Annotated in this window: 16 protein-coding genes, 1 tRNA gene and 1 pseudogene; 7 read left to right on the plus strand and 11 right to left on the minus strand. The window is 57.6% G+C overall.

Annotated elements, in window-relative coordinates; translation table 11 throughout:
• Window positions 1–362 precede the first annotated feature (362 nt).
• The 4 genes from ACVIN2_RS13365 (at window position 363) to ACVIN2_RS13380 (ending at window position 3,596) form a co-directional block, all read left to right on the plus strand.
• On the plus strand, window positions 363–593 hold the full coding sequence (locus ACVIN2_RS13365; RefSeq protein ID WP_456765968.1) for a hypothetical protein: 231 nt from the start codon (window positions 363–365) through the stop codon (window positions 591–593).
• Between the two features lie 241 nt (window positions 594–834).
• On the plus strand, window positions 835–1,863 hold the full coding sequence (locus ACVIN2_RS13370; RefSeq protein WP_456765969.1) for a hypothetical protein: 1,029 nt from the start codon (window positions 835–837) through the stop codon (window positions 1,861–1,863).
• A 3-nt stretch (window positions 1,864–1,866) separates the two neighbouring features.
• The gene (locus ACVIN2_RS13375; RefSeq protein ID WP_456765970.1) at window positions 1,867–2,625 is read left to right on the plus strand and encodes a hypothetical protein; all 759 of its coding nucleotides are present in this window, start codon (window positions 1,867–1,869) and stop codon (window positions 2,623–2,625) included.
• A 26-nt stretch (window positions 2,626–2,651) separates the two neighbouring features.
• Complete coding sequence (locus ACVIN2_RS13380; protein WP_085394462.1) at window positions 2,652–3,596, plus strand: ComEC/Rec2 family competence protein; 945 nt, start codon at window positions 2,652–2,654, stop codon at window positions 3,594–3,596.
• A 792-nt stretch (window positions 3,597–4,388) separates the two neighbouring features.
• Here the strand turns inward: ACVIN2_RS13380 and ACVIN2_RS13385 are convergent.
• The 6 genes and pseudogenes from ACVIN2_RS13385 to ACVIN2_RS13410 all read right to left on the minus strand — a co-directional run.
• Window positions 4,389–4,676 (minus strand): annotated as a pseudogene (locus tag ACVIN2_RS13385) (transposase domain-containing protein); the annotation flags it as partial.
• Window positions 4,677–4,726: 50 nt separating this feature from the next.
• Window positions 4,727–5,080, minus strand: a complete 354-nt coding sequence (gene tnpB, locus ACVIN2_RS13390; RefSeq protein WP_456765971.1) for an IS66 family insertion sequence element accessory protein TnpB — start codon at window positions 5,078–5,080, stop codon at window positions 4,727–4,729.
• Between the two features lie 94 nt (window positions 5,081–5,174).
• Window positions 5,175–5,495: a transposase gene (locus ACVIN2_RS13395; RefSeq protein WP_456765972.1), complete on the minus strand. Its 321-nt coding sequence runs from the start codon at window positions 5,493–5,495 to the stop codon at window positions 5,175–5,177.
• 1,651 nt (window positions 5,496–7,146) lie between these two features.
• The gene (locus tag ACVIN2_RS13400) at window positions 7,147–8,418 is read right to left on the minus strand and encodes an IS256 family transposase (protein WP_456765973.1); all 1,272 of its coding nucleotides are present in this window, start codon (window positions 8,416–8,418) and stop codon (window positions 7,147–7,149) included.
• A gap of 68 nt (window positions 8,419–8,486) precedes the next feature.
• A complete protein-coding gene (locus ACVIN2_RS13405) occupies window positions 8,487–8,798 on the minus strand; it encodes a hypothetical protein (protein ID WP_456765974.1) in 312 nt (103 codons plus the stop codon).
• The gene (locus tag ACVIN2_RS13410; RefSeq protein ID WP_456765975.1) at window positions 8,795–9,133 is read right to left on the minus strand and encodes a hypothetical protein; all 339 of its coding nucleotides are present in this window, start codon (window positions 9,131–9,133) and stop codon (window positions 8,795–8,797) included. Before ACVIN2_RS13410 ends, ACVIN2_RS13405 begins: the two co-directional genes overlap by 4 nt.
• A gap of 73 nt (window positions 9,134–9,206) precedes the next feature.
• Between ACVIN2_RS13410 and ACVIN2_RS13415 the strand changes: the two genes are divergently transcribed.
• Window positions 9,207–9,443, plus strand: a complete 237-nt coding sequence (locus ACVIN2_RS13415) for a helix-turn-helix domain-containing protein (protein WP_456769710.1) — start codon at window positions 9,207–9,209, stop codon at window positions 9,441–9,443.
• Window positions 9,444–9,512: 69 nt separating this feature from the next.
• On the plus strand, window positions 9,513–10,235 hold the full coding sequence (locus ACVIN2_RS13420; protein ID WP_456765976.1) for a hypothetical protein: 723 nt from the start codon (window positions 9,513–9,515) through the stop codon (window positions 10,233–10,235).
• Between the two features lie 652 nt (window positions 10,236–10,887).
• Here ACVIN2_RS13420 and ACVIN2_RS13425 read toward each other — a convergent pair.
• Window positions 10,888–11,184, minus strand: a complete 297-nt coding sequence (locus ACVIN2_RS13425; protein ID WP_438744114.1) for a hypothetical protein — start codon at window positions 11,182–11,184, stop codon at window positions 10,888–10,890.
• 36 nt (window positions 11,185–11,220) lie between these two features.
• The gene (locus ACVIN2_RS13430; RefSeq protein WP_456765977.1) at window positions 11,221–11,973 is read right to left on the minus strand and encodes a hypothetical protein; all 753 of its coding nucleotides are present in this window, start codon (window positions 11,971–11,973) and stop codon (window positions 11,221–11,223) included.
• 721 nt (window positions 11,974–12,694) lie between these two features.
• On the opposite strand from ACVIN2_RS13430, the gene ACVIN2_RS13435 reads away from it, so the two are divergent.
• Window positions 12,695–12,781: transfer RNA gene (locus tag ACVIN2_RS13435), tRNA-OTHER, on the plus strand.
• A 563-nt stretch (window positions 12,782–13,344) separates the two neighbouring features.
• Here ACVIN2_RS13435 and ACVIN2_RS13440 read toward each other — a convergent pair.
• The 3 genes from ACVIN2_RS13440 to ACVIN2_RS13450 all read right to left on the minus strand — a co-directional run bounded on the left by ACVIN2_RS13440 (window position 13,345) and on the right by ACVIN2_RS13450 (window position 14,472).
• Window positions 13,345–13,512 carry a hypothetical protein gene (locus ACVIN2_RS13440; RefSeq protein WP_456765978.1) on the minus strand — a complete coding sequence of 56 codons (168 nt, stop codon included), beginning with the start codon at window positions 13,510–13,512 and terminating at the stop codon, window positions 13,345–13,347.
• Between the two features lie 82 nt (window positions 13,513–13,594).
• Window positions 13,595–13,843 (minus strand): hypothetical protein, encoded by a 249-nt coding sequence (locus ACVIN2_RS13445; protein ID WP_456765979.1) that lies wholly within the window; start codon window positions 13,841–13,843, stop codon window positions 13,595–13,597.
• Between the two features lie 335 nt (window positions 13,844–14,178).
• Window positions 14,179–14,472, minus strand: a complete 294-nt coding sequence (locus tag ACVIN2_RS13450) for a hypothetical protein (RefSeq protein WP_456765980.1) — start codon at window positions 14,470–14,472, stop codon at window positions 14,179–14,181.
• Window positions 14,473–14,636: the final 164 nt, after the last annotated feature.

Here is a 14,636-nt window from a genome sequence, read left to right on the forward strand (position 1 = left end):
TGAGCCGTCTTTCTGCTCGATCAGCCTGGGTCCGGCCGCGCTGCCGACCGGCGTGGGGCTCGCTCCTATTAGTTAAGAGGGCACCCGGGAACGGAGCAGTGATAGCGACGCCGGCATACTTCATCACGGCGGGCCCTTTCTCGAGTGCCCCCGGTGAGGAGCTCCGAATCCCTTCCCGGGAGGGTCTACGCCGCATGGCGTGCGCCGTTGTGGCGTGGAGAAGAAGGGCGCATTCGAACTATGGAGCCTGCTGGTTACACGATAGCCCGTACGTCTTCCCGTCCACTCGGGGCAAGGGCGACAAGCCGATTGACCGACATGCCCTGTCGCAAGCTGTGCGCCGTCTCCGGCTGAAGTTGAAAATGGCCGAATGGTCTCCCCATGACGCGCGCCGGTCAGCCACGACCTGGGCGCGGACGATGGGAATCCCGCGCGACACGACGGAGGCGCTCACGCATCATGCCATTGTCGGCAGCGGAAAGACCTATGACCGTTACGAGATGCAGGCTGAGAAGCGGCAAGCAGTGGATGCCATTGCGGACTATATTTCGCGCACACGACGCAGCGATGCAGCCACCAAAGAAGCGGCTTAGTGCAGCATGCGTCAGGTCTGATGACGTATATATAAATCAAGTGTCAGTGGAAAACTGCGCGATTCCTCCTTTCTTACTATTGCTTCAAAAGGCAGACGCACCACATAGCTGCACCTAGGGGCCTACACAACTTTCCGATTTTTGCCCAGATCGCCTCAGCTCACGACCGTCCGAGACGACGGCCGTGCATAGGAGCGTGCATTGCCGTACGAAATCGATTTCCTCCGGGCTGGTGATAGCAATGGCGACGCTATTGTCGTCCGATGGGGCGATACCAAGACAGCGCATTTTACATCAACATGTGGATGGCGGCTTTACCGACACTGGCGAGCAGATCATTTCCCACGTCGAGCGGTACTACGCGAAGCCCGCCAACATCGCCAATGTCGTCTTGTCCCACGCAGACAATGATCACGCGTGCGGCCTGATAAAGGTGCTCCAACATGAGGGCTTTACCATCCACACGCTCTGGATGAACCGCCCCTGGGACTACGTGGACGAAGTGCTCGATAAGTTTCACGGCGCCTACACTCGTGAGGGCCTCGTCAAGCGAATGCGGGAAATGCATCCCTATCTGGTGGAGATGGAAACAATTGCGGCCGAGCGAGGCATCCAAATCCGTGCACCTCTGCAAGGTGCTCAGATAGGTGCTTTCAAAGTCTTGGCTCCTAGTCGTGAACGCTACGTTCGTCTCATTCCTGATCTCGACAAGACCCCCACAGCTTACCGGAGTGACACGGCCGGACTCGGATCGGTCTTCGGAAGCGCTTTGCGCAACGTGGTCGAAAAAATAAAGGAGCGTCTCGACCTCGAAACGCTGGACAACAACCCTCCAAGCACCTCCGCTTCGAACGAGACTTCGGTAGTTCAGATGGGGACATTCGGTACTAAGAGCATCCTGCTGACCGCCGATGTTGGTCCAGACGGGCTTAACGAAGCAGCCGACTACGCTGAGAACAATTTTCCCAGTCTTCAGCCAACTCTCGTTCAGATTCCTCATCATGGCAGCCGACGCAACGTCACCCCGGCAGTCCTCAACCGGTGGCTCGGCGCGTTCCCAGCTCAAGGTCGCGGCAACGCAATCGCATCTGTAGGCAAAAACGAAGATATCTACCCGCGCAAGAAGGTAGCGAATGCGTTCACCCGTCGCGGATACATCGTGCACTCAACACATGATTCGTGGATCAACTTCCGTAGTGACTACGACCGTAGAGCTGGCACGGTCGATGCCAGCACAATCGCCTTTTCATCTGACGTTGAGGACGACTAACCCTTGCCCAAGTTCGATAAGTACACCTTTTTCGCTCGACTCGTCCCGGCTATCATCGCCGCAGCACCGGCCCTCACTTTGGCATGGGTGCTTATCTCGTGGAAGTCACTAGGCGTGACACATGCAATTGCCGGAACCGCACTCACGGTTCTGTTGATGGTGTTTGCTGATGTCGCAAGGCGCCGAGGCAAACACATCGAGCCAGGGATCAATGAGCGCATGGGAGGTCTCCCCAGCACAACAATACTGCGCCATCGCGATCCTACTTTCGATGAGCCGACCAGGATGCGGATGCACGCGGCGCTAGCTACGAGAGTTAACGAACAGGCTCCCACCGCAGCCCAAGAGGCTGCTGATCCTGCGGCCGCGGACAGCTTCTATACGCGCGCAGCGACATGGCTACGCGAAAACACCCGCGACAAAAAGCACTTCGAAATCCTATTCAATGAAAACGTGACATACGGCTACCGACGCAATCTATATGCGCTGAAGTGGCCCGCTCTTGCTTTGAATGTCGCCATCGTTTTCGGCTGCATAACTGCCTATCGGTATAAATTGATTCCGCACGACCTTACGGGACTGGCGCCGGTTTTTGTCATTGCCTTCCTGCACGCCTCCTATCTTGCACTTTTTTCATCGGAAGAGGCGGTGCGAGAGGCATCCCGGACCTATGCCCGGCAACTTTTGCTTAGTACCGAGTCCCCTCATCTCCCAAAGACGGGCACGGCTCCCAGATCGCGAACAAAAAAGGCAAGCGGTTGAAGCTTGTCGTCCGGTGATAGGTAATCATGCTGAAGGTCCATTTTCTCAATGTAGGTCACGGCGATGCGACTCTAATAGAGCATCCGTCCGGCAACCTCACCCTGATCGATATCAACAATTCGCAGGACCCGGACAAAGAGACGGTCGAGGAATATGCTCAAGCACGAGCAGCTTCACAGAGCAACGCACTTGGCAGCACGGCGCTTTTAGTGGAGGCACGCGCCGATGCTGTCAGCGATCTGACTGATCCCATTGCCTATATCAAGCAGAACTATCCAAAGAGGTCGCTTTTCCGGTTCATTTTAACCCACCCCGACCTAGATCACATGCGGGGAATAAAGCGTCTGCACGAAGAGATCGGTTTCACGAACTTTTGGGACATTGCTCATACGAAACCCACACCCAGCTTCCAAAGCGATGCCGACAAAGAAGATTGGGAATACTACCAAGCTCTTCGCAGCGGCAAGCTGGGACTGACCGCAAAGAACTATCATCGCGGTGACCGCCATTACGCCTTTGGCTGCGACGAGGCAGGGAACGGCACAGGCGACGCGATTCAACTGCTGTCACCAACTTCCGACTTAGTTAATTGGTGCAACAGCACAGAGAAATCGAACGACCTTAGCTATGCTATTCGGGTAACACACCGCGGCACATCGATCTTGCTCCCCGGTGATGCGGAGCAGACCGCTTGGGATGGCATGTTGAAATATTACGGGACCGCGCTCGGCGCGGCCGTATTGAAGGCGGCCCATCATGGCCGGGATAGCGGCTTCCACCTTGACGCCCTGAAGGCGATCAAACCCTCTGTGGTGATCGTTTCCGTGGGCAAGAAGCCGCCGACAGATGCAAGCCCCAAGTATCGCACTCACGCAAATTCAGTTTTCTCAACGCGCTACTACGGAAACATTGAACTACAAGTAGACGACAATGGCACGCGCAAATGGTTGGTCCAAAGGAATGGCGACTGACTAATGGTAAGTGAAACAACGGACAACGCTTCCGAGATTCCGTCTAGTCTTCCCGCTCCTCTCCCTATGACTCTTGGCGGCTTCGAAAGCCCGGAAGCAGCACGCAAATTTGCCGATACTCTGCATCTTTATTTGCAGGTGCTCGGGCAATATTTGAACCTAGAACGGCTGGACGCAGTGAGTGTTGCGTATGATTACGCAGGCGCATTAGCGAGCGTTGATAGGGGGATCGAAGGAACTACGCCACTTACGGCAACAGCGGAAACTTACGGTCAGGGCGTTGCAATGACACCGGCCGTATTACGGGATGGAGTGGTCAAAGCTCATATGGTCTACGATGCCACCATTCTACGAGGAATTGAGGGCGTCGAATTCAATCGTGAGCTTCTCTATCTCATCGCGCATGAGTGCGGCCACGTTCACGATTTGAAAGCTCGCGACGAAGCGTTCCCGAACGTCTTGATGCAGGCTCGATATTCAAACCTTCGACGGAATGTGCTCGGCGGCACTTCTGTTTCATGTTGGGAAGAATACGCAGCCTGTTACTTTAGCGCGCAATTCTCTACGAACGGAACGGCAGACAATCTAGCGCAAATCTTTATGGGTGCAGCTAGCAATGCGCGCGGGCGCGCGAACGAATCCATAAAACGGTATCGGCTGCACGGTGATATTCCCACGGTTGTCCGCGAAGTCGGAGCAGAATACGGAAACACCTTGAAATTCGCAGCGTACCTTTTGGGTCAGCTTCACGGCCTTGGAATGACACTCGCTGACCACAGCGCAGCTAGCGAAATGCTCCGGCAGCCTGCCACGATTGGCCCTGCGCTCGGCAGCTCTCTTCTCGCGCGTTTTGGGATTGGCGCGGTCCTCGGCTGCCTTGAGAGCCGCGACAGCCTGATCGATATCCTCCAGAACAAGCTGGAGCTGATCAGCGTCAAGCTTTTCCGAGGATCGACCGAACTGCGCGTCTTTTGCAAGCTTGAGCAACCGCTCGAGCCTGGCGCAGCGATCCAGCAGAGCCGCGGCAAAGGCACGCAACTCGGCTGGATCGCTCGGCAGCTCATCAGGCAAATCACTCATTGGCCCGATTCTGCCATGCTTCGCGCCCCGATGCAGCGACGATTTGTGTCCTACGCAAGCGCTTTCGGATGCGGGATTCGAGGCGCATGCATGCGTGTCCAATCCATGCCGGCCAAAAGCGCGGACAACTGCGCGGCGTTCATTCGCATGACGCCGTCAACGACCGGCGGCCACTTGAAGGCGCTGCCCTCAAGCCGTTTCCAATACATCACGAGGCCACTACCATCCCAGACAACGATCTTCACCCGATCAGCGCGCTTCGCACGGAAGACCACCGCCACGCCCTCCATCGGATCGTGGCCCAGCGTCTCCTTCGCCAACAGCGCCAGGCCATCCGCGCCCTTCCTGAAGTCTACAGGTCGGGTCGCAACGTAAATCATGAGGCCAGCGGGAGCCGTCAGCATGAACGTGTCCGGCGCAACGCAACAAACACATCACTCAACACAGCAAGGCCAGGCGTCCCTCGCACCTCAACTCGTGCCCCATGGAGCTCAACCGTCACAACGGCTGCTTCCGGCGACCCGGAGGGAGCTGCAGCCGCCGATGGCGACGATTCCGACACCAACGGCACAAACGACAGTGCACCCGCCGCAGCTGGCAGCACCAGTTGACCTGAACGCGCCCGGCGCCGCCAGTCATGCACCTGCTGGGCCGGCAGCCATGGCGACGTGCGACATCTGTTACGATCGCGCCCGGCTCGAGACTGTCCGCGACAATCTGCGCCTTCAAATCATCTGGCCACTGTTTCCGGCCGCCGCCGGCGTACACTTCTATGCGCGGTGACAACGGTCGTCTTATGTCGTCCGAATGGTCGTCCATTGTGAGCACCCTTGCAGAAGATGACTCTTCTAGCGGCGCTCACAGGTCTTCGCACAAACAATCTGATGGGCCTCGCAGCCCCGCTTACGGCCCGTGCATGGAGGTCCGCACCTATCCGAGCACGGGGTCGGGCGTCGGCGCCCGCCGCCCACAGCGAGCTTACAAAGCACCCGCCTTGGCGCGCGAAGCGATAAAATACGTGAAGCGAGCCGTTTCGTTTGGCATGAGATCTAAAGGGAGATCGGATATCTGCGGGATCTTCAGCATGAGCCAGTGAAAGATGCCGCCCCTGAGGCGGGCCTTACTTTGCGGCCACAGGTTCAGCCGCCTCGCGTTTCGCCAGAGCCTCAGCGGCCACAGCCTGCTTTAGCCACTCGTCAGCGAACAGAAGCCACTGCGCTTGGGAGCACGGGTTTTTCGTTATGCCGGCTTGCTTTCGGCATTCCTCATACTCTTGCCAGAACTTAGCAGCATCGTCGAACATGACGCCCAGCCGGGATCGTTAGACCAACGGTAGACATAATCCAAGTTACAATCATAGCGAGAGAAAGCATGATGTCTAGTACTGCTAGATCAAATCAGGCCACCTCGCTCGGAGCGGCTAGAAACGGCAACGGAGCCGCCTCTGTGGGGCGGTGACGTAGTTGCTTCATGATGCGCTGATCTTCGGCGTATTGCTGGCCCTCGGACGCGAAACTGCGGGGACACCTGTTTGTCAGGCGGGACGCGTATCGCCTTGAACTTTGTATCGCTGCGCTGAGCCCGTTTGCAGTTTGGGCAGACGAAAAGGTGCGCGATGATCCGTTCCGGGGTATCTCGCACCTGCTCCGAGCGGACCCAGCTCATAGTGATGCGGCAATTCGGACATTCCGCGGGCTCTAGTTGCCTCAGTGCTTTCTTTAGCTGATCCATGTGCCCCTACCGTTGGGAAACCGTAGCAAGCCACAACCGGGCGGAAAGTATCAACAGATACACAAGGGCTATCAGGACACCGAAAACTTCCGACTCCAGCATAATTGTTTTGGCTGGAACATTAGGTGACCGGGAAAAGTGGCAATTGTGAAATAGATCATATTGCGAGCCAGAGAGGCTGCGATACGATAATCACGCCGGGGCTGGCTGAATATTTAACTTAGACCTTTTCACCCGGCTTTTTTGACAACAAGGCCGCAGCAGTCCCCTGCTGCGGCCTTCGTCTACGGCGGTTAGCGCTATCATTCTGGCCGCCCATTGGAGAAGGTATTATGTCCAAAGAGAGGAATTGCTTGATCGTTCGTGCTGCGGGAAGACAACTGGACCTGTTACGCGGCGAAGCATCCCGCATTGCGAAAGGCAGTAACGTCGATTGGTGGATCGATCAGGCGGAGGTCGGCACTCGCTTCTGCTTCGAGGATGTAAAAGCAAAAGAGTCATTCGCTCATTCGCTCTCGCTTGTGACAACTTCGGTATTCCCTGCCAAGACGCCTAGCCCGCGCTTTGGAATCAGACGAGCAGACCCGCCAGTGTGAACCGGCGGGCCGAGCGACATCAACGGCAATTCCGTGCAGCCTCTACCGCTTCGTTGAACAGCCGGTACCACTCTTGTTCAAGCTCTCGGGGGATGTCCCGATCGGTCTTGAACTACGTCGGGCCGACGTTGCCGGGATCAATGTTACGCGGCCCTCGAGACGTGGGCAACGGGCTTGATCGTCATGCGATCGTGGTGAGCTTGAAGGGCTGCACGCAGAACCGACAATTGCTTATGCGCCTTCAATCGTCGAAAGCCCTTGTTGGCCTCGATCATGCCGGCCGCGACCCATCGCAAGGCCATACCGGCATCCCGCCAGCGTTTGACGTTGCGCGTGACGCGGCGAATGGTGCCCATCATGTTCTCGGCGATGTTGGTACAGGCGAGCGATCGACGAAGCTCCTTCGGCAGCTTCAACCGGACGACAGTCAGGATTTCGTCGAGGCCTTCGAGGATGCTGGCCGCGACGCCGGGCCATTGCTGGTCGAGGCGACGCGCGAGATTGCGGATCAATTTTTCAGCCTTGTCGGCGTCATCGAGCTCCCACGCCTGGCGCAGCACCCGACGGGTGGGCGCATGATGCTCTTTCGGCAGGCGTTCCATGATGTTGCGCGCCTTGTGGATCTGGCAGCGCTGGATCGCAGCGGCCGAACCGAAGGTGCGGCGGATCGCCTTCGACAACGCTTTCGCGCCGTCGGCGATGAACAGTCTTGGCATCGTCGGGTCGAGCCCGCGCGAGACCAGGTTGTCCAGCAGGGCCTGAACCGTTGCGGCATTCTCGGTCGCCCCTTCCACCAGCGCCAGCGGATGCTTGTTGCCTTCGCCGTCAACTCCGATCGCGGCGACCAGCACGAGATCGTCGCCGAGATGCAGCCCGTCGATTTGGACCACCAGAAGGTCGAGCGCGGACAGATCGGCAGCCATGAAGTCAGCCAGCCGCGCCGCCGACAGCGCTACGAACCTCCGCGAGGCCGCCGACTTCGAAACCCCCGATCCGGGCGGTGCCGGCACGTCACCTTCGGGCAGCCGGACGGCGCGGCCGAACCGGCGCGTCGACACATTGATCAGCATCAGGTTCATCGCCCAGCGACCGAGCCAATCCTCCTGCGCCGCCGTTTCCCAGCTCGGGATCGTGACCTCGCCGCCATCCACGCCCCGGACCCGCGGGCGCTCGACCTCGATCTTGCCGCCGTGGAAGCCGATCCGTCCCCGCGTTCGGCCCCAACGGTGCGCCCGCCGCGCCGCGTCGCGATCGCGCGGCCCGCAGGCCGCCGTGACATCCGCCTCCATCATCGTGCCGAGCGCCTCGATCCCTGCCGCAAGGCAGAACTGATCGAAGCTCGCCCGCACTTCTGCAAACGCTTCGTCCACAGCCCCGGTCGCCGGCGAACCAGCCGGTGTGATATCTCTCGTCATGGCGTTGCTCTCCTTTGTGGAATCAGCACCCCGAGCCTACCGGCTCAAGGTGGGCAACGCCGACCTCTTCAGAAATTCAACAGAACCCGGGACATCCCCAACTCTCGCACTTTTTCGGTCAAGAGAGAGACCGCGAACATGGCAAGACCAACGCTCTCCGTGTCCGGAACTTCGACACAGGTCCCGTCTTCATATTTTAGCTCGCCAATTGCTTCGTGCACCTGCAGCTGAGCAAGCCTGGCCATCCGGGTGAGGTCGCAGACGTTCGATTCAAGGTCGCAGAACGCCCGCGCAAACCCTTGCCGTTCATGTGTTTTCAGACTTTCCAGTTGATCACTCTCGTATGGGGCCGGCGGCTTGAGGGTTGCCGGATGACTCACTTGAAAAAGCTATTGGCCTTCGCCAGCACGGCAACTTCCCACGCTTCTAGGCTTTTGAACTCTTCGACGTTTTTCCGGATGACGTGGTGAGCGCGAGCGCGGCACGAAAGCTCGTTGGCATAATCCGCCTTCGCGCGGGCATGAGCCTCAATCATGATTTTCGAGAGGAGAGCGGCCCGCGGGTGGCGCGGCTTACCGTTGGCCGAGGTGCGCAAGACCCCATGGCAGACCAAGGCCGTGTCGCGGTTTAGCTGCCCGAAGTCGGTGAAGTTCACATTGGTGATGATGGTTGCGGGCATGGCTCCGCCGTTCACCGGGAAAGTGGTCTTGCTCATCGGGGTTGCTTTCGAAATTCAGCCTTGATACAAAAGGATCACACACGATGATCTAAAAGGATCAATAGCCTTGGTGGATTTTTCTCAATTGAGAGCCGCGCGTGCGCTGACCGGCCTCTCTCAGCCCGAGGTCGCGGAGGCTGCAGGCGTATCTGTGCCTACATTGAAACGTGCAGAAGCTGGCGGCCCGATCAAGGTCGCAGACGAGACTATCGACGTGATAGCCAAAGCCCTGGAAAGAGCTGGCGTCGAGTTTATCCCCGAGAACGGGGGCGGAGCGGGGGTGAGGATGAAGAAGCGAAAACGCTGACTCTTATCTGACTAGCGTCCCACCACTTAGGGCACTCAGGGAGAGTGCAGCCAGAACTAGGATACCGGAATGGTCTCGCAGACAGCCGCAGAATGGATTATTCGAGCAGCTCAATTAGTCTGGTTGCTGCTTGCTCTGTGGACTGTCTGGCTATGCGTAAAAACAATGAACCGGAGAGGTCACCAAACTCAGATCAATGTCATTTGGTACGCGTTTTCCTTGGTTTTCGTGATCCGCATTACGATATCGGTCGCGGCCTACCTTGATGGCTATTCATCTCTAAGTCTGTTCCTCGAACAGGAGATGCACATCCCGAGCGCATATACTTTGTGGCTTCATGACTGGCTGACTAATATTCGTGATGAACTCGTTTTGGTCATCTCGATCATAGTCGTTGCGGTTGTGCCACAGCTGCTCACCTACGGATTGGCGGGGATATTCGGATGCGCCAAGCCGCCCGCTCTTGTTTGGTATTTCGAAGAGCTTGCGGCTTGGATCTTGATCAAGTTTCTAGCCGCGCTCAGCGCCATCGTGTTCGAAGAAGCTGTATCGCCGATCGGCTTCCAGGCAGAAGCGATAGGTGCCACTCCAGTAAGTCAAATAGTACAAGCCGCGCTCATCCTGATGACTGCGTTTGGACTGGGGGTCTTACAAACGCGGCTAATAGACATCGTGGAAGGTCGCTCCAAGGCGTCATTTTCATTCGCCTGGGCAGCTTGGGTCCGTGACCAAGCAACCAGGAACCTTCCAAAGCTTCCTGAGCCGGTAAGCAACGATCCCGGCCAGCACTAGGGACAAGTCACCAGAAGCTCCGTTCGGCCGGGAATGGAAGCTGACCCCGGAACCTGAGCGCCGTCCAGGAGCGGCCCCATCTCTTTGGAGACATCGGTCCCCGTGGCCGCAGCCGGGGTCAAGTCGGGATTTTGCTCGCCGTCCTTTTTTAAAGTGACTGATGGATTCCCTCGTGGCTACATCTAGACCGCGCACATCGCCAAACAACACCATTCCCAGTTGTTGGTTAGCAATGCACACGTTGTGCCGAATGAAAGCGGCCCGATCGTTCCTGCAATCATTGGCCCGTCGCTGCCGTTGACTCAACAGCCTGTGAGGAGCAATCTTTGAAAACCAGTTCACCTCGCCGGAGGAGGTGATGATGAGAGTAGCGTTCTGCTTGGCTGCGGCAGTGGTTTCGACCGCAGCCGCTGATGCGAAAACAATATGCGAGATAGCAAACCGCCGATATGCGGACCTGCACGAAGGCCGCAATCCGGTCGCAGAGGCCCAGCGCGAGGCAGCCGAGGCCTCGGTGGGAGCCGACGAGCTGACCTTCAATCGGCTGGCTGACCGCCACATCAACGAATACGCGAAGCCCCGCAAGAAATCGTGGAAGGATGACGAGTGGGTCCTAAAGCGGGCCAAGACGGAGTTCGGTCCCCGAATCGTATCAACGATCACCCGCAAAGAGCTGGTCGTCTTTCTTCGGGGTCTCGCCGCAACCTCCGTGCGCAATGCCAATAAGACCCAGGCGTCCATCTGCACCATGTACAATTGGGCCAACCTCGAAGACGAAACGATCATTACCCCCCTCGCCCGTATCCCTAAAGTCGGTGGAAAGGAGCGTGAGGAAGACCGCGTTCTGAGCGACGACGAACTGAGGGCCCTTTGGCCTGCCTTCGAAGAAGACGATTGTCGCTACGCCAGACACGACCAGCCCGGCAATATAGGTCCCATTGAAATCCATCAGATCCCCATACGCTCACGTCGGCCCACGCCATCGTTATTTGGACGGCTTGATGAAGAACGAAACGCACCCCCCGTTATCGCCATAAAGCCACTGGTATTTGCGTGGGAGAACAAGAACGGCATCGTTCAAGTAAAAGAACAACTCGCCCGCCACCTTCGGCGTCACATATTCAGATATTTTCTTCACCCGTCGGTCGGGGTCAGGTTCGAGGAAGTCCACTTCACTACCTAGCGCGCCATAGCGCGCCACCGGTTGGAACCAGGGCTGGAAGTAGTAACGCCGCAAAGGTGATGCGAGCATATGGACAACGGTCTCGGTCCAGGACAGCTGTGTTCCGTCATCCGGATTATGGAAAGTCGAATAGCCACGTGCATCCGTGACGACGCTGCCATTGTGCAAGTCTCCCGCCCCTACCTGACATGTTGCGCGGCTGGTAGTGTAGTCCTTGTACTGCCTGGCCAGGGCAATCGGGTCCGGGTTGGTCCAGACGAGGTATCGCTCTAGGCGTCCCACTTTATAACCGGTCGAAAAGCAAAGGTCGGACGCATCGAACGAGACCAGCGCGCCGGCGTCGGGGACAAATTCAAGCCTGTCCGTTGGCTTGCAAACCAGCCCCGCTTGATCAACCGCGGTGAACGCAAGTCGATTACCGACCGTGACTGCCAGATAGACGATGACAACCGCGGAAAGTACCGGAGCGAGATAGTAGCGCCATGCCTTGCGCACACCGACAAGAAATAGCTCGCGCCCATGAGGCGTGTGCCGGCCGAACTTGAGTGGCTGCAAACGAAGACACCGCTACGGCCGCTCCCCATGAGGGCATACGCGACAACCCGGGCCATTCGTCCGTGCAAGGCAAGCTTACCGCGCAAAGCTGTATTCAGCAGCTGCGTGCGTTTTGTGACGCCAGCGGCGTGGCGGTGCGGCCACGTGTTTAGGGGCGTTGTAGGAAATATACCGGTGGCGCCGGGGTGGAGCTAGTCTTTCTTCTCGGACTGCTTTTCTTTTTCAGGCTGCTTCTTGAGCTTTTCCCACCGGATTTCCTCCAATGCGCTGATAACGTTGTGCAACAGGACATCGGGACGGTTAGTCACCAGTCGTGCGCACTGACTCGCCGAACTTCCCCCGGCGGAGGCCGAGTAGAAAGCTATCCGACACTAAAATGGTCAGTGTACTTGGCATCAACCGCCGAGATGGCTTCAGGCAAACTGAAACCAGCGTCTTTCGTTTTCCCTTGCATCAGATCGGCGTTGACGGCGGCCAGATCCTTTCTGTCTGTAGCCTTATAGTAATGAGCAGGGCAGTTGCGCAATGGGAGTGATTCCTCGTTGTCTCTTCCGACATCACTTATCACGACGTCCGGCCGCACGACGGGCAAAAAGGTGAGTGCCTCCTTGTTGCTCTTGACCGTAAAGACCTCGATACCCAGCGCCTCTAACAGATTGCGCTCAAGGTCATTGTTCGAAGGATGGTCGTCTACCCACAGTATACGAGAACCGACGATGGCGGGCGCATTCCGCGCAGCGCGCTCAATCGCGCCTTCCGCAAATTTCACACGGGGAGGTCCAAGGTTCGATCCCTTGTGCGCCCACCATTTTCACACTAATTACAGACACTTCGCGCTTTCATTCCCCTCATGTGTGCCCCAAAAAGATTGGGGCACAGCCTGGGCGCGCGCTAATACTAACAACCCAAAATTCGTGGTCCGCCCTAGCCATGAGTTGCCGCCGCGTCAGCCGAGCTCGAAATGGTCTTCGAGACCACATCGCAGAGCAGCCAGTGCTGGTTTCCAGTGACGACCTGCCGTCCAGTGAGGGACAACCACATAGGGCCGCCTTCAAACATCAGGTTGCCAGTTCGTGCACTGGTTCTCCTCCAGCTGTTGCCGTTGAACCTCGCGCCCGACTTGGTTCGGATCGCCCCTCTTGACTACCTCGCTAGCGGCGATTGTGACGACTACGACGAGCCCTGTGGCAACATTGTAAAGCGGTAAGGACTAATGGAGCCGGGGAGTTCGCTTTCGCATCCCGCTACCTCGGGGTCGGCTTATGGTCATCGCCCTTCCAGATCGTGATGCTACTCGGGCGTATTGACCGGTTGCGGTGCCGTAGCGCTCGTATGGCTCAAAACGAAGGACCCGGCTCGCACCCTCCTGGGTCACTGACCGAGTATCAAACCTGCATCGAGCATTGGCGGATCGGGTCTCACCAGCTTCGTGGTGCTCACGCCCGCATTCGGATCAACTGCCATTTCGTAGTCCCGTTCAAGCAGCTCTCGCAGGCGCTCCATGCGAGCGAACCGGAATGGATGGACCAGTTTGATCATCGGGCCTAAGCCCTCCAGTCGAATGCGAACAATCGGATGATGAAAACGACGAGCGTGCGACGGGTGACGCTCATGAGCCGAGCTAAAGGTTCTCGGTGGAATGCCACTCCGCGCCGTGGAGGCGGATCATCTCCCGACGGGACCGCTCGATGAAGATGCGCTCAAGGCAAAAGCCGGCTGCAACCGATGCCGCCAGCGCAAGGCCGCAGGCCATATCGTCATTCGTGAAATTCCAAAACATGTTACAGCCGGCAACTCCTACAAAAGTAAGTGCCATGACCATATTGCGAAATGCCTTAACCATGCGACCCCAAGTCAGTCGGAAGACCATTTAGCATTTCAACCACGGCGATTGGCAGCGCTTGACCCTTGTGATGCGCCGCCTTTCTGCTCGATCGGCTCTGCTTGAGCGGGCTTTCGGGCGCATGCTTCAATCAAAGATCGTGTCGTCGAATTCCGCCGGTGTTTAGCGCTTGTCGAAGCCCTTCGCACGCTGGAACAGTACGGTCTGAAGTCCGGTGATGATCAACTTGTTCAACGTCTCACAATCGTTCGGCGACAGGTGGGAAGCTGGCGCGAAGTCTTCCACTGCTCAATGGCGGCGGTGACAGCGGCGCAAATTCGTCATCAGTCGGGCTGGTCATCCGTCGACCTCAATGCGATCACTTACAGCTTGGTGCCTTTTGAAGCGGATGCAATTGAATCTTCGATGTATCGGTTGAGGGTTACTTCAGCCGGGCTGAACGGACGATACTCTAGTAACTGAGCAAAGAATTTCCCACTCGTCCTACTCGCTCGCCCCCGCTGTTTTTGAAAGCGCTGCAAGCGAGCGTCGACCGCTTGGCGGGTGCGGCCTCGCCGTTCGCCGCCCTCCTCAGCTATGGCACCTGCGCCAAAGAGAGAGAGCAATTCCGCTCCTCTTCGTCCGGCAATCACGGACGCGTAGATGTGCTTCGTCATTCGCAATGCCTGCAATGCCTAAATGCGCGGCGGCTCCGGCAAGCGGCTGGGCTCAGGCGCGCGATTACCGCGCGTCATCCACGCTGCTAGACGAGCGTAGCTTCGCCTGAGAGCCGGAACAAACCAAGCAGATGCGTCCTCGTGATCCATGCCGCAGAACAATA

This window comes from Bradyrhizobium sp. USDA 3650 (assembly GCF_054057395.1).

Excerpts from the sequence above, each read along its gene's own strand:
- ACVIN2_RS13450 (WP_456765980.1), bottom strand. The coding sequence starts at position 14,472 with ATGACGAAGCACATCTACGCGTCCGTGATTGCCGGACGAAGAGGAGCG.
- ACVIN2_RS13380 (WP_085394462.1), top strand. The coding sequence starts at position 2,652 with ATGCTGAAGGTCCATTTTCTCAATGTAGGTCACGGCGATGCGACTCTA.
- ACVIN2_RS13425 (WP_438744114.1), bottom strand. The coding sequence starts at position 11,184 with ATGGATTTCAATGGGACCTATATTGCCGGGCTGGTCGTGTCTGGCGTA.
- ACVIN2_RS13365 (WP_456765968.1), top strand. The coding sequence starts at position 363 with ATGGCCGAATGGTCTCCCCATGACGCGCGCCGGTCAGCCACGACCTGG.
- ACVIN2_RS13445 (WP_456765979.1), bottom strand. The coding sequence starts at position 13,843 with ATGGTCTTCCGACTGACTTGGGGTCGCATGGTTAAGGCATTTCGCAAT.
- ACVIN2_RS13440 (WP_456765978.1), bottom strand. The coding sequence starts at position 13,512 with ATGATCAAACTGGTCCATCCATTCCGGTTCGCTCGCATGGAGCGCCTG.
- tnpB (WP_456765971.1), bottom strand. The coding sequence starts at position 5,080 with ATGCTGACGGCTCCCGCTGGCCTCATGATTTACGTTGCGACCCGACCT.
- ACVIN2_RS13420 (WP_456765976.1), top strand. The coding sequence starts at position 9,513 with ATGGTCTCGCAGACAGCCGCAGAATGGATTATTCGAGCAGCTCAATTA.
- ACVIN2_RS13395 (WP_456765972.1), bottom strand. The coding sequence starts at position 5,495 with ATGGACGACCATTCGGACGACATAAGACGACCGTTGTCACCGCGCATA.
- ACVIN2_RS13370 (WP_456765969.1), top strand. The coding sequence starts at position 835 with ATGGCGACGCTATTGTCGTCCGATGGGGCGATACCAAGACAGCGCATT.
- ACVIN2_RS13400 (WP_456765973.1), bottom strand. The coding sequence starts at position 8,418 with ATGACGAGAGATATCACACCGGCTGGTTCGCCGGCGACCGGGGCTGTG.
- ACVIN2_RS13410 (WP_456765975.1), bottom strand. The coding sequence starts at position 9,133 with ATGAGCAAGACCACTTTCCCGGTGAACGGCGGAGCCATGCCCGCAACC.